A 22,789-nucleotide genomic window follows, 5' to 3' on the forward strand; every position below is an offset into this window, starting at 1 on the left:
AATTAACCTCTGTCAACCCATGTTTTTACAACCTGAGCTACGCGCTTAGGCTCTTTATCTACTACCTGACGTAATAAATTCAATTGCGACTCATAATCGGTGACTTCTGTTAAAGCAAGTTGCCCCTCTTGAGCTGCCTCTTCGGTTGAATTCAAATTGGCTTCTTCTTCACTCTTGTTACTTGCTAACGTTTTGAGCATAGGTCTTAATACCCCAAAAATCAAAGCAAGCAAAAATAATGCCCCGGAGACTTGTTTTACTATGGACCAGAAGCTGTCTTTCTGCCAAAAACGTTCTTCAGGCAGTTTTTCTATGGGATCAGGTTTCACGAAATTACTATTAATTACATTTAAACTATCCCCTCGTTTAGCGTTCAAGCCAATTGCATCAGCAACAAGCAGTTTTATCTGTTCAATTTCTTGGGGTGTTAATGGTTTTTTCTCCATTTTTTTAGTTTTATCATTCATGACGGCTCGATTATCAACCAAAACAGCAACCGAGAGTCGTTTAATCGTGCCGGGCTGATTTTTGGTATGGCTAATCGTTTTATCCAATTCAAAATTTTTGGTACTTTGCGTTCGATAGTCAGAGGATTTTGCCACATCAGTACCCGATTGAAGCGGAGCGGCATTCGTTCCCGCTTGCACCGGCTGATTTCTCTGCGCCAAGTTAGGATTAGCCTGTGGAATATTAGAAAGAGTCCCAGCAACGCCCATGGCATTATTACTGGCATTTCGTTGCTCTTGCATGGACTGCTCGCTTCGCAATGAAGGCAATTCAGGGTTAAACAGTTCCTGAGTCTGTTCATAGGTAGTAAAATCGACATCTGCCGATACCTTTGCTTTCACCCGCCCGTAGCCCAGGATGGGAGTTAAAATTTCCTGAATTTTTTGCGAATACTGTTTTTCTAAAGTTTGTCGGTAATCAAGAAAACGCTCTGTATCTGAAAAAAGCGTTTGCCCACCACCTTCGTTTAATAACTGGCCGTCCTGATCAACTACTGTGACACGGCTTGCACTAAGATTAGGAATGCTGGAAGCAACCAGGTTGACTATGGCTGCAATAGTTTGTTTTTTGAGTTCCAATCCTGAATAAACGTCGATGAATACTGAAGCACTTGGCTGTTGACTGTCTCGTACAAAGGCTGATTCTCTTGGGATAGCCAGATGAACACGAGCAGCTTTAATGTCTTTAAATTTACTAATAGTACGGGCCAACTCTGTTTCAAGAGCCTGTTTGTAACGGGCATTTTCCATAAATTGGCTGCTGTTAAATGTTCCATTTTCTGCAAACATACTTTCAGTGCCACCACTATCTCGTGGCAAACCCTCAGCCGCAAGCCTTAAACGAGCACTTTGTAATTGATCTGCAGAAACTAATAAGGTGCCATGATTTTGGTCGATTTTGTACTCTATACCATTGCGCTCTAAAACGGCTAACACATCTGAGGTATCACGAGGATTTAACTGACTGTATAATGGAATATAACTGGGCTCGCGCGACCATAAAACGACCGCTAAACCCAGTGCTATACTTGCGGCCAAACCCACCAATAAACCAATTTGGCGAGGTATGGATAAGCTTGCAAATTTTGCTGCCGCAGTTGAAGCATTATCAACCAATGCCATTATAAACTCCTGTAGTGTTTATCCTGTACCCAAAATTACGCCTGAGGATTCGATGAAAAGCCTGAGTTAAACGGGCATATTCATAATATCCTGATAAGCCTGTACCACTTTATTTCTGACCCTTAAAGTTGCTTCAAAAGCGAGACTTGATTTTTGACTGGCAATCATCACTTCCCCGATACTCACATTAGGATCACCAAGTTCATACTTGGTTTTCAATGCGTTAGAGGTTTCACTCATGTCATTCACTTGATTTAATGCGTTTTGGAACACTTGACCGAATGGTGTGTGTTTGGAATCAATTGCATTTAATCCTCCTTCAGCCTGAGCTGCCATGGATCTGATCTGGTTTAGTAAATTAACTGTGTTTATTTCACTCACTTCCATACTCCTTATTATCATTCCCTGAAATCAACCCAACCCGAAAAAAGGTATATCGCATCAAACAACATACCCCTCTTCACGCATTTTTGCCAATTTGTATCTTAGTGTTCGCTCACTCACTCCAAGCAATGCGGCAACCTGTTGTCTGTTACCTTCATGTTCCAATAGCGTTTTTTCAATTAGCTCGTATTCATGAATCTGTAAATTTTTACTGGTTGCTGCAGCGCTGGTTTCAGGTGTTTTCGTGGCGTTTAAAGACAGCTGTAAGTGCTCTCCTTCAATTATCCCCTGAGTTTGTAAGACTAAGGCTCTTTGCACTACATTATCCAGTTCCCTGGCATTACCTGGCCATGGGTATGACAGCATCAACTTTTGTGCCGTTGGGCTAATGACCGGAACTATAGGCTGTTTGTGTTGGCAATGTTTTCTAATCAAATAATTAGCCAAGGGTATAATATCATTTTTTCTTTCCCTTAAGGGATGCCATTGCAAGGGGAAAATATTGAGTCTGTAAAATAAATCCTCACGAAATCTACCGGCTTGCACTTCATCTTTTAATTGCCTGTTTGTTGTAGCCAGAATACGCACATCCAGACTGATCATTTTATTGGAACCAATACGCTCCACTTCTTTTTCTTGTAATACTCTGAGCAATTTGGCTTGCAAGCTTAAAGACATTTCACTGACTTCATCCAAAAGCAAGGTTCCACCCTGAGCCTGTTCAAATTTCCCGGGAGTGGATTTATAGGCCCCGGTAAAGGATCCTTTTTCATAACCAAATAAAGTCGCTTCCAGCATCTGTTCGGGTATTGCAGCACAGTTAATTGCAATAAAGGGGTGTTTTTTTCGGGGAGAATGATCATGAATGAAATGCGCCAATACCTCTTTACCGGTTCCACTTTCTCCACTAATCATCACCCCTACATCCGATTGTGCAACCTTTAATGCCATGGTCAGCAGAGCTTGACTCTTAGGATCGTGAGCTACAGGTTGACCGCTATCATCAACTTCAATTTTGATGTATTGCTTGATTTTTTCAGTCAACACCTGAGCGCTAAATGGCTTTTGTAAGTAATCAACGGCACCATGACGTATGGCATTTACGGCATCTTCTACTGAACCATAAGCGGTCATCAATATAACCGGAAGTCCTGGTCTTTTTTTATGAATCTCAGCGAGCAATTGATTCCCATCAAGTTTATCCATTCTAATATCTGTTAACACAACAGCTGGATTATGCAGCTCAAGTAAAGTTAAGGCTTCTTTTCCGTCTTTAGCGGTAATGTAGGTATGGCCAGAGATAGTCATGGTTTCAGCCAGAGCTTCTCTTAAAACGGGATCGTCTTCAACAATTAAAACATGGCTCATAAATATCCTTTATTTTAGTTTCATTCGACTCTGTTTATCCCTGGTATGTACAAATGTACCTGGGTACCCTCACCTTCAACAGACTCCAAGGTAACTTTACCTCCATGAGCTTTTACAACTGCAAAAACAACCGCTAGTCCCAGTCCAGTTCCTTGCGCTTTAGTAGTAAAGAAAGGCGAAAAGGCTTGTGACTTTACTTCTTCACTCATTCCTTTTCCATTATCCTCTACTGATATTTGTATACCTGAATCGTCCATGGATGCAAGCGTTAAATGTATTTGGGTCGCTTCTGATTGCAATGCATTGATCACCAAATTCAAAACTGCTCCAATTAAAGACTCTCCGTGAATTGTTGATTCATGTGTAATCAAGTGATTATTTAATTTAAACGAGACTTCTGCAGACTCAATATAAGGCTGTGCTCTCTGCATTAACTGCGAACACCAATAGGTCATATCCATAATTGTGGGTTGAATTGTGGTGCCACGGGCAAACAAGAGTAAATCATGAATTTGTTGTTCTATACTGCCATGACACTCTTGTAATCGTTTAATCCAATGTTTACTGCGTGGGTCAAATTCAGGAAGATTATTTAAATGTTCGGTATATAAAATAGCTGATGATAAAGGCGTTCTAATCTGATGGGCAAGCTGTGCAGTCATTGTTCCAATAGAAACAAGACGTTTCTCATTTTCTCTTGCTTTCTCATAATCTCGAGTTGCAGTAATATCCGACAAAGTAATCAGTATCCCAGGTAAACTGTCCAGTGAGGAGATAGCCACATGGACACGCCGCCCATCAGCCAAAGACACGTCATGACCATCATCCGCTCGAGGAACAAACGCACGTTGAATAACATCCAGCCAGAGAGAACCTGTTAACCCATAACCCAACATGGCCTCAGCAGAAGGATTTAACCATACTACTCTGCCCTGCGCATTCAAGATTACCAGAGCAATAGGCAAACTGGATAAAATATCCCATTCAGAAAATTCAATCTGAGGTTTAACTGCACATGTCTCGTAATTGTAATAGTGCATGAGATGTTCGATTAATGAGTTAGTTATTAAGACTCTAGCAAATTTCACGCCAAAAAGAAAATGTCATAAAAATCATAGGATTAATTATTAATATACTTATTTGATAAAGTGAGGTTAAAGCGCATTGAACAATCAATATTTAATCAATCATCAGTGATGAATGTGAAAGAAAGCCCTTGCTATAAAAGTATTATAAATAGCTTTTAATCATGGAATGAATAAAGGTCTAAGTCACAATATCGAAAAGACGTCATTTCTTTGACACAATCTAATTTAGCCTTGTCTTCCAAACCAATGGGAATCCTTATGAGTGACGCCATCCACAAACGTGCATCCGCTCGCTCATTTATTCATAACTGAATTGTATGTAAAGAATGTCACCAATCCCGAAACGATGCATCAAATTAAAAAAAAACAGGGTGTGATTAGAACACACCCTGCTTATTCAACAGAATGAAGAATACGCTCCGGCGTTAAATTAATACACGCAGTTCAGCATAAACTTCATTAGCAGTAAACGAACCACTCCATGGGGTTACACTCACGCCAGTTCTGCCGCTTGGAGCAGATAAAGAAGACATGATGTAATCAGGGAATGGAATCTTTCCACCATCAAAATAATCGTATCCGACGGCCAATGATGTACGCTGAGTTAGTTGAGCAGAAATACCTGCACCTACACGCCATGCAAACTCACTGTTGGTTGATGTTTGATTAATGGATGCGACTTCAGTCCTGTTTACTCCAAAAGGAGCGGTCAGGGTTCTAAAATCTTTAACATTCATGTAATTAACACCAATTCCGCCGCCAACATATGGTTGCATTGAGAAGGAACCAACCTGCCATAACATGTTAGAATTCATGCTACCCAGATCAAGCCATCCATTAACCATGACACTGTTGCTGTTCAATTTGAACATACGGGTTCTTGCATCACCGGTAAATCCAGGTACTCCGTTATCTGCACCAGTTTGGAATTGAGAATAGTCGTAGTCACCTCGGTGTTCATAACGAGCATCAAGACGAAGATAATCGTTCATGTAACGACCGACGCCAAAAAACATCAGGGCAGAAGAACCTAAATTGTTTGAATAACCTTGGGTTGCAAAATCCCAAATTGCAGGATCGACGCTAATATCGGCATCACTTGCCCAGGAAGCACCTGCGCCACCTGTAAGATACCATGTTTCCTTCTCAACAGGAGCACCCATAGTTCCAGCAAAAACAACTGAAGACAAACCCAAAGACAAACAGGCAGAAGCTAATTTAGAGCATTTTTTCATAATGTAAAATCCTTTTTTCATTTCAGGCTCTACATTTATAACGTAAACCAGAGGCACAAATCAATAGTTTACTCTCGGGTCAATAACAAAAAAAGTGTTCTTATTCAACGTTCATTAACTTCTATTTTTTTGCCTGTTCATCCAGTTTTTTTAAAAAAGCGAGTTTTTCAGCGATTTTGATTTCTAATCCTCTCGAGACGGGATGATACCATTGAGGAGCGCCCACTCCGTCAGGAAAATACTGTTCTCCAGCAGCATAACCTTGTGGCTCATCATGAGCATAGCGGTATTTACGACCGTGTCCCAGGTCTTTTAAGAGTTGAGTAGGAGCATTGCGTAAATGAACCGGAACCTCTCTGGATTTATCTTTTTTTACAAAAGACATTGCTTCATTAAAGGCAACATATCCCGCATTACTCTTCGCAGCAACGGCAAGATAAATAACAGCCTGAGCCAAGGCCAATTCACCTTCTGGAGATCCTAAACGCTCATAAGTTGTCGCAGCATCATTGGCAATTTGCATGGCTTTGGGATCAGCCAGGCCAATATCTTCCCAAGCCATACGAACGATTCGTCGAGCAAGATAGTGCGGATCAACTCCTGCATCAAACATACGGCATAACCAATAAAGTGCGGCATCGGGATTGGAACCACGCACCGATTTATGTAATGCAGAAATATGATCATAAAAATTATCCCCGCTTTTATCAAAATGCTTGGTATTATGCGCCAAAGCATTCGTTACCAGCTCATGGGTGACTGAGGAAACCTTCATGGCAATGCAGGCGGTATTAACTTGTTCTAAAATGTTGAGAAACCGCCTGGCATCTCCATCGGCACACCTGACAATCACGTCTAAGGCACTATCATCAAAGTGTAAATGAGATAAAACCGTACTATAAGCTCGTTGGAATAACTGAATTAATTCATCATCATTTAGAGGCTGCAGTACATAAACCTGAGCACGGGATAACAATGCTGAATTCACCTCAAACGATGGGTTTTCTGTGGTCGCTCCAATAAAAGTGACCAAACCTGATTCGGTATAAGGCAATAACGCATCTTGCTGGGCTTTGTTAAAACGGTGAATTTCATCAATAAATAAAATGGTTTGTTTGTCGTGAATTAAATGTTCCTGGGCTTTATCCATGGCACAGCGAATTTCTTTAACTCCCGAAAAAACAGCAGATAAGGCTATCCACTCACAATCAAAGGCTTGAGCAGTTAATCGTGCGATAGTTGTTTTTCCTACGCCTGGAGGCCCCCAAAGTATCATGGAATGAAGTTTGCGCCCTGTAAAACTGAGACGCAAAGGCTTACCTTCCCCTAACAGATGCTTTTGGCCAATCACCTCATCAATATGCTTTGGTCGCAAAAATTCAGCTAAAGGTGGTATTGGTTCTGCTGGAAACAAATTCATTATTTAATACCGTTTACCGCTGATGCTGCAGAGAACCTGCTCTGTCCGGGCGAAGTTTCATTGCTGCACCAAATCCACCCCTTTGGGGGGTTTAAACTGAAATAGTTTAGCGGATAATTCCGGGTTGAATTTTATTTGTGCTAATTTAACGCTTGTTACCTGCCCCAATTGATCATGCAATTCAAGAGCAGTTAATTTATCTTTGGTAAAAACCAACTGAATGCGCTGGAAATTTTCTTTAGCCGATCTGGATTTCAAATCAAAAGTAGTCACTGTACCCACCGTTTTTTGAGTTACATCAAAATCCCTGCTTACGGATTCATCATAACCACTCAAAAATAACGCAGCAGTACCACCCAGACCTTTATCCTGTTTTTTAACGGTAACCTGTTCTAAATCAACATCGTAAACCCACATTTTTTTGCCATCAGCCACAACCAACTGCTCCATGGGATCAATGGTCTGCCACCGGAATCGTCCTGGTCGCTGCAAAGCCATAGTACCGGAAGATCGTGAGACCTCTTTTTGTTTTGCCTTCACAACCTGTTTAAATTGTGCCGACATGGTTTTTATCGCATTTAATTTTTCTTGTAATAATTCAGCTGGAGTCTGGCTAAATGCACTCCAAGACAAAAAAAACAGGATGACGGAAAATAATCGTTTCATACTCATTCCTCAGTTACTGAAGAGACCAGAACATCTCTATAGCCACCATCAAGTGGACCAACAATGCCGGTTCGTTCCATCTCTTCGACCATGCGTGCTGCTCGGTTATACCCAATTTTTAACCGTCTTTGCACCGCAGAAATACTCGCTTTTCGTGTTTGAATGACAAACTCTACCGCCTGATCGTATAAAGGATCATCATCTTCAACTGACTGCCCCTCATCATCAAGCCCACCACCCTCAGCACTGTCATTAGTCATTTTTAAAATGTCTTCTATATAATCCGGCTCACCTCTTGAGCGCCAATCGTCCGCAATACGATGCACTTCTTTATCGTCTACAAAAGCACCATGTACACGCAAGGGAGCACCGCTTCCAGGAGCGAGATACAACATATCGCCGTGCCCCAACAACTGTTCTGCGCCTTGTTGGTCAAGTATAGTACGAGAATCAATTTTTGATGAAACCTGGAATGAAATACGAGTAGGAATATTGGATTTAATCAAACCGGTCAATACATCAACAGAAGGTCTTTGTGTTGCAAGAATCATATGAATTCCTGCTGCCCGGGCTTTTTGAGCAATACGAGCAATCAGCTGCTCTACTTTTTTACCGACCACCATCATCATGTCAGCAAGCTCATCGATGACGACAACAACATACGGTAACGCATGCAACTGAGGTGCCGTTTCATCCATTGAATCTACAGGTTTCCATAAAGGATTAACTAAAGGTTCACCCTGGGCAATTGCTTCTGCGATTTTGGTATTAAACCCGGCTAAATTGCGCACTCCCAAAGCAGCCATTAGCTTATATCGTCTTTCCATTTCCTCAACACACCAGCGCAAAGCGCTTGCGGCTTCTTTCATATCAGTAACGACGGGGGTTAATAAATGAGGAATACCGTCATATACGGATAATTCAAGCATTTTGGGATCAACCATAATCAACCTAACCTGTTCAGGAGTTGCTTTAAACAGGATGCTTAATATCATGGCATTGATGCCTACTGATTTTCCTGATCCGGTCGTTCCTGCCACAAGCAAATGAGGCATTTTGGCTAAATCAACTATCATGGGATGACCGGCAATATCAACACCCAAGGCTAATGTGAGTGGTGAGTGAGCTTGTTGATATACATCAGCAGATAGAACATCTGATAAACGAACCACCTCGCGGGAATGATTGGGTAATTCAAGGCCCACGACTGTTTTACCGGGAATCACCTCAACGACACGAACAGAAATTACGGACAAAGAGCGAGCTAAATCTTTAGCCAAAGCGGTAAGTTTGCTAACTTTCACGCCCGCAGCAAGCTGTAATTCAAAACGGGTAACGACCGGACCCGGATGAACAGCGACAACATCGGCCTGAATACCAAAATCAAGCAAATGTTGCTCAACATCACGAGATACATTCTCCAGTTCCTGATGTGTATATCCACCCATAGGTTTCCCTGGCTCACCTTTATCCAGTAAATTTAATCCGGGCATGGCAAGTGATGTGGTGAATTTAGGAGGACGGATTTCCCGGTTTTCCCTGACATGTTTCACTGATTCGGGTTTAACGTCCTCAGAGACGATAAGCAAAGGCGGTGCTTTTTCAAGCTCTTTTTCCTTTTTAGGTTTGAACAATTGAGGAACTGATTTTTCTTTAGCCGGTGCCTGTTGTACTGAAGGAAATTTAAGCTCTTTGAGTTTTGCTGAAGTGGCTAGCGTCTGACTTAGTTTAAAAAGCTGCGTTGCAACACGACAAGAGGCATTAAAACCGATTAAAGTGTACTTGCCTACGAGTTCAAGTGCGGCAAACCATGACAAGCCGGTTAACAAGGTAGTTCCCATCAACAACATGGCCATTAGAACAAGGGTCGCTCCTTGAAAATTTAACATCTGATACCAACCATTACTCACTGCCTGGCCAATAATCCCCCCAGCACTGTGAATAGAGTCCAGGGCTTTAATTTCGGGTTGCAGTGTTAACAGACCGCATCCGCCCATGACCATTAAGATGAAACCAGCGGCACGAATCAGCAGCACTGTTTTATCAAAAGATTTTAATGCATGAAAATCTTTCAGTAATGCCCAGGCAACGTAAACAAACGCCAGCGGCAATAAAAAGGCAAAATAACCAAAGGCAAAATATAAGGCATCAGCGAGATAGGCACCTACCTGGCCACCAGCATTAGCGACGTGAACCCCATTATTGGTGGCGTGCGACCAGCCAGGGTCGCTGCTCCTGTATGTAAACAATGACAAAAGCACAAAAAGTGCAATTGATGAAACAAAGATAAAGCCGCCTTCACTCAAGCGCTTAATGATATGGTTCGGCATGGTTTTTTTAGGGGTTCCAGCCTGTTTTCCCGAGTCTTGTTTGGCCATAGGTATTTTATTATTTTCGTTTTTGTCATAACATTTGCCATCTTAACACAAAAAAATAAGGAAGGCAGAGACGATGAGCACAAGCAATCACCACCGCTTAATTATACTTGGTTCAGGTCCAGCTGGTTATACCGCCGCAGTCTATGCCGCAAGAGCCAACTTAAACCCAGTATTAATCACGGGCATGCAACCAGGCGGTCAATTAACGACAACCACTGAAGTGGATAACTGGCCTGGCGACGTTGAGGGTCTACATGGCCCTGCCCTGATGGAGCGGATGCAAAAACATGCTGAGCGCTTTGATACTCAAATCATCTTCGATCATATTGTCAAAGCTGATTTAGCGCAAGCACCATTTACACTTCACGGTGACAGCACGCTGTATACTTGCGATGCATTAATTATTGCAACTGGAGCTTCGGCTCGCTATTTGGGTCTAGAATCCGAATCAGCCTATCAAGGTAGAGGCGTTTCAGCCTGCGCCACTTGCGATGGTTTTTTTTACAGAAATAAAAACGTCTGCGTTATTGGCGGAGGAAATACAGCGGTTGAAGAAGCGCTTTATTTATCCAACATAGCTGCTTCGGTTACCCTGATTCACCGAAGAGACACCCTGCGATCTGAAAAAATTCTGCAAGACAAACTGTTTGAAAAAGCACGTAACGGTAATGTAAAACTTATCTGGGATACTACCCTTGAAGAAGTGCTTGGTGATGGCAAGAAAGTCACTGGCGTATCAATTCGTAATGTTAAAACTGACGAAAAGAGCGAGTTGGCTGTTGATGGAGTTTTTATTGCTATTGGTCATACACCTAATACCTCTTTATTCGTTGACCAGCTTGACATGAAAGATGGATATCTCACCATTAAATCGGGATTAGATGGAATGGCAACCAGTACATCCATACCTGGCGTTTTTGCCTGCGGTGATGTTGCTGACCACGTGTACCGTCAAGCAATCACTTCCGCTGGATTTGGGTGTATGGCTGCTCTGGATGCCGAAAAGTATCTTGATTCACTCTAAAACACTAAACATTGGGATGAAAAGAGGATAGTCTTAAGTGTGACCTCTTTTTGTCCTTTTTATTCTATTCCCGATTAAAGCCATATGCTTGTCCACTTTGAGGTTGTATTCTTCCTGAAGTTTTTGATGTGTTTTAAACACAGATCCGAGCAAAACCATAGATAAAATGCATTAACCGTTGTACTATTTTTAAAAACCATCTTAAGGATAGAGGCTTGCCTTGGTCGAAAACGACTATTTTTTCCCACACCCGGAAACCAGCGATAAGCAAGGACTGCTCGCTATTGGTGGTGATTTATGCCCACAACGTGTCTTGAAGGCTTACTACCAAGGAATATTTCCCTGGTTTGAACCTGGATGCCCCATTCTGTGGTGGTCGCCAAACCCAAGATTAATTCTTTATCCTGATCAATTAAACGTATCTGCAAGTTTAAAAAAATCATTAAAAAAACCCTTTCGATTATCTGTAGATACTGCTTTTCAGCAGGTAATCACTGCATGTGCAACCAGTTCGGGACGACTCGATAATACCTGGATTACTCGAGACATGATTGACACATATACCACATTGCACGCCATGGGTTATGCTCATTCTTTTGAGGTATGGCAAGAAGACGAACTTGTTGGTGGACTTTACGGAATTAGTTTAGGAAAAGCATTTTTTGGTGAATCCATGTTTCATAAAGTAACAGACACCTCTAAAATTGCATTATATTTTTTATGCCATTGCTTGCAAGAGTGGGAATTTGATTTCATAGATTGCCAAATGCCTACCAATCATCTCCTGCGCTTAGGTGCAAAAATCATCAGTAGAAAGGAATTTCTTCATTTATTAGGTTTAACCTTGAAAAATCCTGATACAACCGGAACATGGGAGTATTCTTTACAGTTACCTGTAAGTAAAAAATAATCAGTAAAAACAAAACAATTTACCCGACGAATTCCGGTTTAATCGCAACCGGATACCACGCTATTATCCAGGTTTGTAACAACAACAGAAACATAATAAGTAACGCCCCAAAAGAAAACCAATAATAGCTTGCCAAACCTGAGGCAGGCATTTCTTCTCTGAACACATTCAATAACACTGAACCAGCCAGAAAAGCGAGCATCAAAGCGGCGATTAACACATTAACAGGATCAAAAATAACGGAACAAATCCACCCCACAAGCAGCGCACTTATCAGTATAAAACGACCTAAATGATTAAATTGCACGCTATAAAACCGGGTGAATTTGCGATCAGTTAAAACAAAATGCAGCGCCATGGCAAAAGTAAATAAAACAGTAGCCGTAATACTGGTTAAAGCACGTAGTGACATGGTGTAGGTAATTAAAAAATTATACAGACAAAACATGGTAAGGTGTAATCCATACACCATGCCATCATCCTTTCCTGTAACACGATTTCGCTCAGCAACCAAATCAAATCCATAATAAACAAGAAAACCAAGCAACGCCACGATATATATCAACAGTTCGGTAAAGGGAGTAAGCCATTGATTAGCTAAAAGCAATTGACCAATAGGTTTGTTGTATTCAACCAGATTTGGCAACATATGCAAGAATACATAAGCAACCGCCACCCCACCTGCAAATGAAACAAAAGCACTTCCATTTCCTGGTAAATGATTAGCAAACCACGGGCTAAGATAATGAAAAAGAACAAGAAAAAGTGTAGCTGCGAATGCAACCCATAAATGAGGTGCTGATATCCATAACACAGAGAATTCCCCTTTCAGTATCAAGCAGATGTCCAACAGTACATCATTTTTTTATGTATATTTCAAATGAAACTGGCGAAGGATTAATCCTGAATTTCAGCGATAGGTAGATTGGCAACATCCCTGAAATTTTTTTAAACTGGTTTTATAAGCTAAGCTTAAATGACAAAGAATTACAGGAGCATAAACAATGAAAAAACATTCACCAGGATTTCTTAATCTCGTAGAAGATGCAAAAAAACGTATTCAGGAAATAGGCCCGCAAAAACTCAAACAGCTCATAGACAGCCATGAGCAGGTTACCGTAATCGACACTCGAGAAGACAGAGAATTATCCGATGGCATTATTCCCACATCCATTCATTTAAGTAAGGGTATAATCGAACGTGACATTGAGCAGCTGATTCCCGACCACAACCAACTCATAGTAGTGTATTGCAGTGGTGGATTTCGTTGTGCTTTAGTCGCAGATGCATTACAAAAGATGGGATACTCTCAGGTTTATTCACTCAGCGGCGGTTTACGCAGTTGGCTAGATGAGGGCTATCCAGTTCAAAAATAATACATCGAGCAAAACCTTAAGACATAAAAAAAATGTCCATGCTATGAGGCCATTCTCTTTATCATCTGAACGTTTCATAATTAAAAGTAGCATGGTGTTTAGAGAATGAGCCGCTAAAAAAACTGAAATGATGCGATTTATTGAATTGAATAACTCACTTGGATTGCCATTTTTCTCAAATTAGTGCACTATTTCACCTTTATGAACCTGTAACATCATTGAGAGACCTATGGCAAAAGAAGATCATATTGAAATGGCTGGCACCGTTATAGATACCCTACCCAACACTATGTTTCGTGTTGAACTGGAAAATGGCCATGTTGTAACCGCCCACATTTCAGGTCGCATGCGTAAAAATTACATCAGAATTCTTACAGGAGACAAGGTTAAAGTAGAATTAACTCCTTACGATCTGTCCAAAGGACGCATCATATTTCGTGATAAAAACTAACCTGTGGTTTCTGTAAAGTCAATTTGCAAGTAATTATTCCGGACTTGAGACGGGATAATTAGTGATATACTGCGTGCTTCGCAAAAATCAACTGGATTTAAGTCTATTAAAGTCGCAGCAGAACAAAAAATTGTACCTCCCCACGTACTTAATTGAGCTTACCGAGGTTTCCCCTCTCCACTGCGCATAGCGTGGGGTAGAGGGAGCAAAGGTGAGGGAGATTAAATCGTGTTGCGAAGCGACCTCATTATTTTATTCGGTAGCACGTAGTATTAGGCAATATGTGAAGTTAGCAAAAATTTAATTAACGAATATTTTGTGTACTCCCAAATCATCATCCTCCGAGCATAGAGAGGGTGAGAAATGATTTGGGAGATTATGCCCAAGCGACTGATTATTTTCCAGCGGCCATCATGTTTTCAATCCATATTGAACCGCATCGGGTTGAAATATTAGGATTAAGATCATTACCAACGGCTTTAATTCCTCGAAACATTTCTTTTAAATTGCCTGCAATCGTTATTTCATCAACAGGAAACTGGATTTCTCCATGTTCTACCCAATACCCACTTGCACCTCGTGAATAATCACCTGTTATGCCATTAACCCCCTGCCCCATTAACTCGGTGACGAGCAGTCCTTTATTCATTGCTTTCAACAATTCAGGCAATCCATCCGCAGTAGGATCAACAGTTAAATTATGCACTCCATCACTGTTGGCTGTAGTTTTTAGTCCCATTTTCCGAGCAGAATAGCTGCCAAGAACATACTGAACAACCCGACCGTGATCAACCAGAACATTAGGACGAGTTGGTACTCCTTCCCCATCAAAAGGAGCACTACCCAAAGCTCCCTTTAAATGAGGCTGTTCGTAAATACGAATAAATTCTGGAAAAATCTGGTGTCCTATGGAGTCCAGCAAAAATGAGTTTTTACGGTACAAATTGGAGCCGCTGATGGCGCTAACAAAGCTGGCAATCAATCCACTGGACACGCGGGATGAAAAAATAACAGGCGTCATTTGTGTCTCAATCTGACGAGATCCAAGACGACTCAAAGCTCGTTCAACAGCATTTTGTGCAATTAAATCAGTATGAACCAAATCGCAAGCATTGCGCACCGTCGTATATTCATAATCTCTTTGCATTTCCTCGCCTTCTTTGGCAATCACCGAGCAACTGATGCTGTGTCTTGTACTGTGAATGTACCCTTCGGCACCATGGGTGTTTGCATAGGCATGGTGCGATTCATAAGAAGACACACTAACACCATCGGAATTAACAATTCGTTTATCCAGAGATAACGCATGCTTCTCACAAGACAAGGCGATTTCTATCGCCTGTTGTGGGGTTACATCCCAAGGGTGATATAACTCAAGATCAGGATGATTTTTAGCCATTAACTCTCTATCAGCAAGACCAAAACAGGGATCTGACGCACTTACCTGAGCAATATCACAGGCTGCTTGCACCATAGATTCCAATGCCGCAAGCGATGTATCTGTACTGCTTGCCCCACCCTTTTTTTGGCCGAAATAAACCGTTAATCCAATCCCCTTATCTTCACTAAACGCAACAGTCTCAACCTCTCCCATACGAACGTCCACAGAAAAGCCCCTATCATTATTGACCGCAACCGCAGCATCAGTGGCACCTTTTTGTTTGGCGATATCCAATACCTGATTCATCAGTTGTGTTAATTCTTTAGTTGACTTATGTACTTCACTATTGTTATGTTGCGATTTAATTTGCATATGAGATTCCGTGGTGTTGAATGATGTACCTAAGGATACAATAACATGTCTTCGCAAACCAATGTTTATCCTGCAAACATAATTTATTTGTTACGCACTCTTTTTTTTATTATTTGTTCATCACTCCCGCTCAATTCCTGTTCGGCAGACAGATGGCAAGAATTAACATCAGGGATTGAGTACCAGGATATTGCAGGTGGTTTATTATCGCCTTGGTCACATATTCATGTTTTTCGTATTGATTTAAACCAAAACCAATTAGCGTTGGTCAATGCCAAATCACTCTCTCTAAAAAATGCCTCGGCCGATCAATTTGCCCAACACAGCAATGCCTTGTTAAGCATTAATGGTGGCTTTTTTGATCATGAATTCAAACCTCTCGGCCTGCGAATAAATAACAAAAAACAGGAAAATCCCTTAAAACAAATCAGTTGGTGGGGGATTTTTTATATCAAAAATAACATACCCCACATTACTCATATCAATCATTTTAACGCCGATCAACACGTTCAATTTGCCATCCAAAGCGGCCCAAGATTATTGATCAACGGACAAATACCCAAACTTAAACCGGGGGTTGCAGAACGTACTGCCTTGGGCATTACAAAAGAAGGTAAGGTTATAGTCCTTGTATCGACTAATTCTGCCATGTCTACCAAAGAGCTGGCGCAATTGTTGAAAGCGCCTCCCCTATCGTGTACCGATGCAATTAACCTTGATGGGGGTAGTTCAAGCCAATTATTTGCACATATTGATACGTTTCAACTGAATGTTCACGGTTTTTCTAACGTAAGCGATGCAATAATCGTTAAAAAAAATAAATAGTCATTATAAATCGTAAAGATCATGAAAATACTGACATATTGACGTGCTCCATCAGTTTATATTTTTTAACCCACAAGTTATCCACAAAATATACCCAATTTATTCTCTTGACCATGAATTAAAAACACACTATCTTGTTATGTGCGCCCCAAAGAGACCCTATATATTGGGTTTTCTGCTACAATTAAACTAACAGTAAATTAAGCCTTATCAACTGTTGACACAAACATATTTCGTGGAGGAAAAATGTCCGAAATTATCGAGCCGGTAAAAGATGTGCCGCAAACGAGTCAACTGGAATTGACAGCTAACGCTCCAGGTTTACTTAAAACAATCAAGCGTAATGGCAAGGTTGTGAACTATGACGATACTAAAATAAAAATAGCGATTACCAAGGCTTTTATTGCTGAAGAAGGTGGCACCGCTCCTACATCCGATAGAATTCATCAACAGATTGAAGAGCTTACTCGCCAAATAACACAGGTATTCAGACGTCGCCTGCCAAGCGGTGGCGCAATTCACATAGAAGACATTCAAGATCAGGTTGAACTGGCGCTGATGCGTAGCGGTCATCACCTGGTAGCTCGCTCTTATGTTCTCTATCGAGAAGAACATAGAAAAGCGCGTCAAAGCGAACAAAAACAGCAACCCACTGACAACAAGCAGTTAATGATCACCATGCCTAATGGGCAACTCAAGCCCTTGGATATGGACAGAGTAAAAACTATAGTCGATGAGTCCATTCGTAATTTGGAGCACGTATCTGCTGAACCAATAATCAAAGACGCATTGCGTAATCTGTACAATCAAGCCAAATTTGAAGACGTTCACAAGTCACTCATTATGGCAGCACGTACACTGGTTGAAAAAGAGCCTAACTATACCTATGTCAGCGCTCGTTTACTACTGGACAGCATGCGCATGGAAGCTTTATCCAAGTTAAAAATTAAATCCGATGCGACCTTTGACGAAATGAGTGCGCTCTATCCTCAGTACTTCAAAGCGTACATCAGCCATGGTATTGCCCAGGGAATGCTCGACGCCAAAATGGCTGATTATGATCTGGACAAACTCAGTAAAGCATTGCTGCCTGAACGTGACATGCAGTTTACCTATTTAAGTCTGCAAACATTGTACGACCGCTATTTTATTCATGACCGCGGTATTCGTTATGAATTGCCCCAGGCATTTTTCATGAGAGTAGCGATGGGTCTGGCTATGCGCGAAAAAGATAAAGAAGCAAAAGCCATTGAATTTTATCAATTGTTGTCTTCTTTTGATTACATGTCATCAACCCCGACATTGTTTAACTCAGGTACAGTCAGACCGCAACTCTCCAGTTGCTACTTGACTACTGTTCCCGATCATCTGGATGGTATATACAGCGCAATCAAAGATAATGCCATGCTTTCCAAATTTGCTGGCGGACTAGGTAATGACTGGACACGTGTTCGAGCTATGGGCTCTCACATTAAGGGAACCAACGGTAAGTCGCAAGGTGTAGTTCCTTTTCTTAATGTTGCGGATGCTACAGCCGTTGCCGTAAATCAGGGCGGAAAACGTAAAGGGGCTGTCTGCGCCTACCTGGAATGCTGGCATAGAGACGTTGAAGAGTTTCTTGAATTAAGAAAAAACACCGGGGATGACCGCAGACGAACTCATGATATGAATACAGCGTTATGGATTCCTGACCTGTTTATGAAACGAGTTCGTGAAGAAGGTGATTGGACCTTGTTTTCACCAGATGAGGCACCTGATCTGCACGATAAATACGGGCAGGCTTTTGAAGTGGCCTATGTCGAATATGAAGAGAAAGTACGTCAAGGTTTGATACATAATGCCAAAACACTTTCTGCAGTCAAACTGTGGCGAAAAATGCTCTCCATGCTGTTTGAAACAGGACATCCGTGGTTGACGTTCAAAGATCCTTGTAATCTTCGCTCGCCACAACAACATGCAGGGGTCGTGCACAGTTCTAACCTGTGTACCGAAATTACCCTCAATACGACTGATGACGAAATTGCTGTTTGTAACTTGGGCAGTATCAATATTCCTGCTCATATTAAAAATGGCGCTTTAGACAAAGAAAAACTGAAGCGAACCGTCACTACAGCCATACGCATGCTGGATAACGTAATCGACATTAACTATTACTCTGTACCGCAAGCACGAAATTCGAACTTGAAACACAGACCAATAGGACTGGGTATCATGGGCTTTCAGGATGCGTTATACGAACTGAAAATGGATTATACCTCCAAAGAAGCGATTGAGTTTGCTGACTTATCCATGGAATTAATCAGTTATTATGCCATTGAAGCCTCTTGTGACTTAGCCAAAGAACGTGGCAATTACTCCAGTTATGAAGGTTCCTTGTGGAGCAAGGGCATACTACCTATTGATTCGATTAATCTGTTACAACAGTCTCGTAGCAAATATCTGGAACAAGATCGCTCGCAAAGACTGGATTGGGAAACATTACGAATTAAAGTCCGCACGCAAGGAATGCGTAATTCTAACGTAATGGCTATCGCTCCCACCGCAACCATTTCCAATATCTGTGGTGTATCACAATCTATAGAACCTACGTACCAGAATCTTTACGTTAAATCCAATCTTTCTGGTGAATTTACCGTAGTTAATCCCTATTTGGTTGCGGAATTAAAAGCGCTCAATCTTTGGGATGAGGTCATGGTTAATGATCTGAAATACTTCAACGGCAGTGTTCAGCCCATTAGCCGCATTCCTGAAGAGTTGAAAAAACGCTATGCGACCTCTTTTGAAATAGATCCTATGTGGTTGGTTGAAGCAGCTTCTCGCCGTCAAAAATGGATAGACCAGGCTCAGTCCCTAAATATCTATATGGCGAAACCTTCAGGCAAAAAGCTGGATCAACTCTACATGCATGCGTGGATACGTGGTTTAAAAACCACCTATTACTTACGAAGTTTAGGTGCAACTAATGCCGAAAAATCAACCGTTACGGATGGTGCGCTTAATGCGGTGAAGCTGATTAATGAAGAACCCAAGCTGTGCTCTATTCTCGATCCAGACTGCGAAGCCTGCCAATAACCAGGAGAAATTTCATGGAACACAAAAATAATAATCAACAACATGTCGCCAATCCTGTTATAGGGGCGACAGGCCTTGAATCACTTGAAATGGGTGCAGCACGTATCCAGGTTGATGACAAGCAAATCATCAACTGTCGTGCCGATCTCAATCAATTGGTTCCTTTCAAATACCGATGGGCATGGGATAAATACCTTGCTGCCTGTGCTAACCATTGGATGCCCAATGAAATCAGTATGAACGCTGATGTCGCACTGTGGAAAGATCCTAACGGACTCACCGAGGATGAGCGCTTAATCATCAAACGTAATCTGGGATTTTTCTCTACAGCAGACTCTTTAGTCGCTAACAATCTGGTTCTTGCTGTTTACAAACACATTACCAACCCGGAATGCCGTCAATATCTGTTACGACAAGCGTTCGAGGAAGCATTGCATACCCACGCATACCAATACATCATCGAAAGTCTCGGACTTGATGAGGCAGAGGTATTTAATATGTACAGGGAAATACCTTCAGTTGCTACCAAAGCAGCCTGGGCTTTGCCATTTACACAAAGTCTTGGAGACGAAACCTTCCATACCGGAACTCTTGAAAATGATCAGCGCTTGTTACGTGATTTGATTGCATTTTACGTCGTTTTTGAGGGTATATTCTTTTATGTCGGCTTTACTCAAATTTTATCTATGGGTCGTCGAAATAAAATGGTTGGTACATCAGAACAGTTCCAATATATTCTACGTGATGAATCCATGCACATGAATTTTGGTATTGATGTCATAAACCAAATTAAAATCGAAAATCCACACTTATGGACGCCTGAGTTTAAAGAAGAAATCATCCAACTCATTAAAGAAGCCGTTGAGATGGAATATCAATACGCCAAAGATACCATGCCGCATGGAATATTGGGTATGAACGCTGAAATGTTTGAAGAATACCTCCACTTCATAGCAAATCGTCGTTTAAACCAGATTGGTTTGCCGGATCAATACCCTGGCGCTGAAAATCCATTTCCATGGATGAGTGAGATGATGGACTTGAAGAAAGAGAAGAATTTCTTCGAAACTCGTGTCATTGAATATCAAGCTGGTGGTACTTTAAGCTGGGAAGATGATTAAACCCCATTAATTTAGAGGGAAGAAGGCTCGATTTGTTGTGCCACTTCCCTCTATTAACTCCCCTACCTCATTCAGATAAATAGTGCTACTTTGTATGCTGTGACGATGATGAGACTTGTCCTGATAAAAGATCATGTTCCAATTTGCCTTCAGAAGGCTCTTTAATTAGCTTCAAAGACTCTTTATAACTTTGGGCAGTATTGGAGGCACGCATTATAGTCGCTAAACCTTCTTGCAAATTGTGATCATCGGGTTGATTTTTAAGTTCTGCTTTTAGCTGCGACTCGATTTCTGCCAGACTGCCTTGATAAAGCGTGCCATTACCACATGAAAAAAGGGTATAACCGGTAGGCTTGCCATCGCTTCCAATTTGAATTGCCAGAAATTTACGGGGAGGTTCCTGACGTGCTTGAGCAGTGAAAAAATTAATAGCGTCTTTTTGAGTTGGAAAAGTTAAGATATTATTCTTAATCGGGCTATAGGGATAGAGCTTCTTAAAGTCTTCAATAATTTTCTGCCAATCTTCACCCTCACCTGCAGGAGGTTGAACCTGAAAAGATAACGTGGTTGCAACCGGTGCGGCAGTCATGGAATCATCTAATATCGCATTCCTTATTTGTTCGTCTTTCAGGCGCTGTTCTTCGGCTTGACGCAACAAATCCAATTCGTTCTTTTTTCGTTGTTGCTCGGCCAGTCGTTGTCTTTCCTTTTGCACATTTTTCTCTTGCTGTTCATCATTACGTGACATATTTGTACCTCTATCTGGTTTAATGACTTGCGGAATCATTTAGCACGAGTCAGATTTCCAAGTTACCATAAAGCACTATTATAGCAGGTGTAGCTGTCTTTAATTTACACTTATCTTACATTTGTCCTAACTACTCATTCAAAGAATAATGGATTTTCTGTAGTAACCTTGTATGCTAAGAACCTGATTAGAGCATCAAACCCTAAAAATTCCAAGTGCTGAAATTCAATAAAAATCTAATGACTTTTGATGCTAAATTGGTACAATCCACTGAATAGTAAGGGAACTTAGGAACAAGACGTTTTAAAAATAATACTCCTAACCTTTAGTAACAGGATACATAACCCGAGGGAAAAAATGAGCACTAAAGCTAATGTAAATACAGCAGTCGAAGACGAGAATAACTACAGCTTTATTTTAAAATGTATCGCTGGAGTAATTGGCGTTATATCAGCAGCAGGCTTAATAGGTCTTGGAATAATGGCTTCTGCCCACACTGCGGGAATAGCGGCAGCGACAATGACCGCAATAAGCGTGGCAACAGTAACCGCCCTGTCTCTTGCTCCCATTGTTCCTGTTCTGGGTATAGTTACATTAATTTGCGCATCAATTTTCGTACTGTCTGCTTGCTCTTCCAACAGAACCACTTATGTTTCAGGCGGGTATTCAGGATATAGAAATACCGGATTTTTCTCTCCGCCCCCAATAATTCTTGCAGCCGGAACAGGGCATCACCATCATCATCAGGGACACAGTCATGGATTTGGCGGAGGAACGGTACATCATGGAAATCATTCAAGCTCAAATCATCATGGACATGGAGGCGGACACGGGCATGGTGGCGGTAATGTGCACGGACATCGTTGATCACCCCAGTATATGTAGCCTGTAATAGACGAAGTCGTATTACAGGGTATAATTTTTTATGGCAGGGTATCTCTGGTGCATGTACGATTTGATAAGATCGGTAATCTGACTTCCTGTATTACGACGTTGTCTAATACAGGCTACGCTTAAATGAGTCACAAATCCATATATGTTGCCTGTAATAGACGAAGTCGTATTACAGGATGTTTAATCTGGGAAAGTTTTTTTATGGCAGGGTATCTCTGGTGCATGTACGATTTGATAAGATCGGTAATCTGACTTCCTGTATTACGACGTTGTCTAATACAGGCTACGCTTAAATGAGTCACAAATCCATATATGTAGCCTGTAATAGACGAAGTCGTATTATAGGATGTTTAATCTGGGAATATTTTTTTATGGCAGGGTATCTCTGGTGCATGTACGATTTGATAAGATCGGTAATCTGACTTCCTGTATTACGACGTTGTCTAAT

Annotated in this window: 19 protein-coding genes; 8 read left to right on the forward strand and 11 right to left on the reverse strand. The window is 41.4% G+C overall.

Annotated features, from left to right (window positions below; all coding sequences use genetic code 11):
- Positions 1 to 2 precede the first annotated feature (2 nt).
- The 8 genes from fliF to Lwor_RS11620 all read right to left on the reverse strand — a co-directional run bounded on the left by fliF (position 3) and on the right by Lwor_RS11620 (position 10,167).
- Positions 3 to 1,628, reverse strand: a complete 1,626-nt coding sequence (gene fliF / locus Lwor_RS11585) for a flagellar basal-body MS-ring/collar protein FliF (RefSeq protein ID WP_058494047.1) — start codon at positions 1,626 to 1,628, stop codon at positions 3 to 5.
- A gap of 66 nt (positions 1,629 to 1,694) precedes the next feature.
- Positions 1,695 to 2,009, reverse strand: a complete 315-nt coding sequence (fliE, locus tag Lwor_RS11590) for a flagellar hook-basal body complex protein FliE (protein WP_058494048.1) — start codon at positions 2,007 to 2,009, stop codon at positions 1,695 to 1,697.
- Positions 2,010 to 2,069: 60 nt separating this feature from the next.
- Entirely contained in the window at positions 2,070 to 3,380 is a 1,311-nt protein-coding gene (locus Lwor_RS11595) for a sigma-54-dependent transcriptional regulator (protein ID WP_058494049.1), read from the reverse strand.
- A gap of 20 nt (positions 3,381 to 3,400) precedes the next feature.
- Complete coding sequence (locus tag Lwor_RS11600; protein WP_058494050.1) at positions 3,401 to 4,420, reverse strand: sensor histidine kinase; 1,020 nt, start codon at positions 4,418 to 4,420, stop codon at positions 3,401 to 3,403.
- Between the two features lie 473 nt (positions 4,421 to 4,893).
- Positions 4,894 to 5,703: an outer membrane protein gene (locus tag Lwor_RS11605; protein WP_058494051.1), complete on the reverse strand. Its 810-nt coding sequence runs from the start codon at positions 5,701 to 5,703 to the stop codon at positions 4,894 to 4,896.
- Between the two features lie 121 nt (positions 5,704 to 5,824).
- On the reverse strand, positions 5,825 to 7,123 hold the full coding sequence (locus Lwor_RS11610; protein ID WP_058494052.1) for a replication-associated recombination protein A: 1,299 nt from the start codon (positions 7,121 to 7,123) through the stop codon (positions 5,825 to 5,827).
- Positions 7,124 to 7,180: 57 nt separating this feature from the next.
- Positions 7,181 to 7,789, reverse strand: a complete 609-nt coding sequence (gene lolA / locus Lwor_RS11615; protein ID WP_058494053.1) for an outer membrane lipoprotein periplasmic chaperone LolA — start codon at positions 7,787 to 7,789, stop codon at positions 7,181 to 7,183.
- A gap of 2 nt (positions 7,790 to 7,791) precedes the next feature.
- Complete coding sequence (locus Lwor_RS11620; protein ID WP_058494054.1) at positions 7,792 to 10,167, reverse strand: DNA translocase FtsK; 2,376 nt, start codon at positions 10,165 to 10,167, stop codon at positions 7,792 to 7,794.
- A 73-nt stretch (positions 10,168 to 10,240) separates the two neighbouring features.
- Between Lwor_RS11620 and trxB the strand changes: the two genes are divergently transcribed.
- Positions 10,241 to 11,191 (forward strand): thioredoxin-disulfide reductase, encoded by a 951-nt coding sequence (gene trxB, locus Lwor_RS11625; RefSeq protein WP_058494055.1) that lies wholly within the window; start codon positions 10,241 to 10,243, stop codon positions 11,189 to 11,191.
- Positions 11,192 to 11,411: 220 nt separating this feature from the next.
- On the forward strand, positions 11,412 to 12,101 hold the full coding sequence (gene aat, locus Lwor_RS11630) for a leucyl/phenylalanyl-tRNA--protein transferase (RefSeq protein ID WP_058494056.1): 690 nt from the start codon (positions 11,412 to 11,414) through the stop codon (positions 12,099 to 12,101).
- A 19-nt stretch (positions 12,102 to 12,120) separates the two neighbouring features.
- Here aat and Lwor_RS11635 read toward each other — a convergent pair whose 3' ends face one another.
- A complete protein-coding gene (locus Lwor_RS11635) occupies positions 12,121 to 12,915 on the reverse strand; it encodes a hypothetical protein (protein WP_058494057.1) in 795 nt (264 codons plus the stop codon).
- Between the two features lie 190 nt (positions 12,916 to 13,105).
- On the opposite strand from Lwor_RS11635, the gene Lwor_RS11640 reads away from it, so the two are divergent.
- Positions 13,106 to 13,477 (forward strand): rhodanese-like domain-containing protein, encoded by a 372-nt coding sequence (locus Lwor_RS11640; protein ID WP_058494058.1) that lies wholly within the window; start codon positions 13,106 to 13,108, stop codon positions 13,475 to 13,477.
- A gap of 229 nt (positions 13,478 to 13,706) precedes the next feature.
- A complete protein-coding gene (gene infA, locus Lwor_RS11645; protein ID WP_006872751.1) occupies positions 13,707 to 13,928 on the forward strand; it encodes a translation initiation factor IF-1 in 222 nt (73 codons plus the stop codon).
- A gap of 394 nt (positions 13,929 to 14,322) precedes the next feature.
- On the opposite strand, the gene pmbA is transcribed toward infA, so the two are convergent.
- A complete protein-coding gene (gene pmbA / locus Lwor_RS11650; RefSeq protein WP_058494059.1) occupies positions 14,323 to 15,681 on the reverse strand; it encodes a metalloprotease PmbA in 1,359 nt (452 codons plus the stop codon).
- Positions 15,682 to 15,726: 45 nt separating this feature from the next.
- Between pmbA and Lwor_RS11655 the strand changes: the two genes are divergently transcribed.
- The 3 genes from Lwor_RS11655 (at position 15,727) to Lwor_RS11665 (ending at position 20,699) form a co-directional block, all read left to right on the forward strand.
- A complete protein-coding gene (locus Lwor_RS11655) occupies positions 15,727 to 16,506 on the forward strand; it encodes a phosphodiester glycosidase family protein (RefSeq protein ID WP_058494060.1) in 780 nt (259 codons plus the stop codon).
- Positions 16,507 to 16,752: 246 nt separating this feature from the next.
- The gene (locus Lwor_RS11660) at positions 16,753 to 19,578 is read left to right on the forward strand and encodes a ribonucleoside-diphosphate reductase subunit alpha (RefSeq protein ID WP_058494061.1); all 2,826 of its coding nucleotides are present in this window, start codon (positions 16,753 to 16,755) and stop codon (positions 19,576 to 19,578) included.
- 14 nt (positions 19,579 to 19,592) lie between these two features.
- Positions 19,593 to 20,699: a ribonucleotide-diphosphate reductase subunit beta gene (locus tag Lwor_RS11665; protein WP_058494062.1), complete on the forward strand. Its 1,107-nt coding sequence runs from the start codon at positions 19,593 to 19,595 to the stop codon at positions 20,697 to 20,699.
- Between the two features lie 85 nt (positions 20,700 to 20,784).
- On the opposite strand, the gene Lwor_RS11670 is transcribed toward Lwor_RS11665, so the two are convergent.
- Positions 20,785 to 21,447, reverse strand: coding sequence for a hypothetical protein (locus Lwor_RS11670; RefSeq protein WP_058494063.1), 663 nt, complete (start codon positions 21,445 to 21,447; stop codon positions 20,785 to 20,787).
- 357 nt (positions 21,448 to 21,804) lie between these two features.
- On the opposite strand from Lwor_RS11670, the gene Lwor_RS11675 reads away from it, so the two are divergent.
- A complete protein-coding gene (locus Lwor_RS11675; protein ID WP_058494064.1) occupies positions 21,805 to 22,314 on the forward strand; it encodes a hypothetical protein in 510 nt (169 codons plus the stop codon).
- Positions 22,315 to 22,789: the final 475 nt, after the last annotated feature.

It is taken from the genome of Legionella worsleiensis (genome assembly GCF_001467535.1).
GTDB classification, from domain to species: Bacteria; Pseudomonadota; Gammaproteobacteria; order Legionellales; family Legionellaceae; genus Legionella; species Legionella worsleiensis.

Excerpts from the sequence above, each read along its gene's own strand:
- Lwor_RS11655 (WP_058494060.1), top strand. The coding sequence starts at position 15,727 with ATGTCTTCGCAAACCAATGTTTATCCTGCAAACATAATTTATTTGTTA.
- Lwor_RS11640 (WP_058494058.1), top strand. The coding sequence starts at position 13,106 with ATGAAAAAACATTCACCAGGATTTCTTAATCTCGTAGAAGATGCAAAA.
- Lwor_RS11600 (WP_058494050.1), bottom strand. The coding sequence starts at position 4,420 with ATGCACTATTACAATTACGAGACATGTGCAGTTAAACCTCAGATTGAA.
- Lwor_RS11675 (WP_058494064.1), top strand. The coding sequence starts at position 21,805 with ATGAGCACTAAAGCTAATGTAAATACAGCAGTCGAAGACGAGAATAAC.
- Lwor_RS11670 (WP_058494063.1), bottom strand. The coding sequence starts at position 21,447 with ATGTCACGTAATGATGAACAGCAAGAGAAAAATGTGCAAAAGGAAAGA.
- trxB (WP_058494055.1), top strand. The coding sequence starts at position 10,241 with ATGAGCACAAGCAATCACCACCGCTTAATTATACTTGGTTCAGGTCCA.
- pmbA (WP_058494059.1), bottom strand. The coding sequence starts at position 15,681 with ATGCAAATTAAATCGCAACATAACAATAGTGAAGTACATAAGTCAACT.
- Lwor_RS11620 (WP_058494054.1), bottom strand. The coding sequence starts at position 10,167 with ATGGCCAAACAAGACTCGGGAAAACAGGCTGGAACCCCTAAAAAAACC.
- Lwor_RS11660 (WP_058494061.1), top strand. The coding sequence starts at position 16,753 with ATGTCCGAAATTATCGAGCCGGTAAAAGATGTGCCGCAAACGAGTCAA.
- infA (WP_006872751.1), top strand. The coding sequence starts at position 13,707 with ATGGCAAAAGAAGATCATATTGAAATGGCTGGCACCGTTATAGATACC.
- Lwor_RS11595 (WP_058494049.1), bottom strand. The coding sequence starts at position 3,380 with ATGAGCCATGTTTTAATTGTTGAAGACGATCCCGTTTTAAGAGAAGCT.
- Lwor_RS11605 (WP_058494051.1), bottom strand. The coding sequence starts at position 5,703 with ATGAAAAAATGCTCTAAATTAGCTTCTGCCTGTTTGTCTTTGGGTTTG.
- Lwor_RS11665 (WP_058494062.1), top strand. The coding sequence starts at position 19,593 with ATGGAACACAAAAATAATAATCAACAACATGTCGCCAATCCTGTTATA.
- Lwor_RS11610 (WP_058494052.1), bottom strand. The coding sequence starts at position 7,123 with ATGAATTTGTTTCCAGCAGAACCAATACCACCTTTAGCTGAATTTTTG.
- lolA (WP_058494053.1), bottom strand. The coding sequence starts at position 7,789 with ATGAAACGATTATTTTCCGTCATCCTGTTTTTTTTGTCTTGGAGTGCA.
- fliF (WP_058494047.1), bottom strand. The coding sequence starts at position 1,628 with ATGGCATTGGTTGATAATGCTTCAACTGCGGCAGCAAAATTTGCAAGC.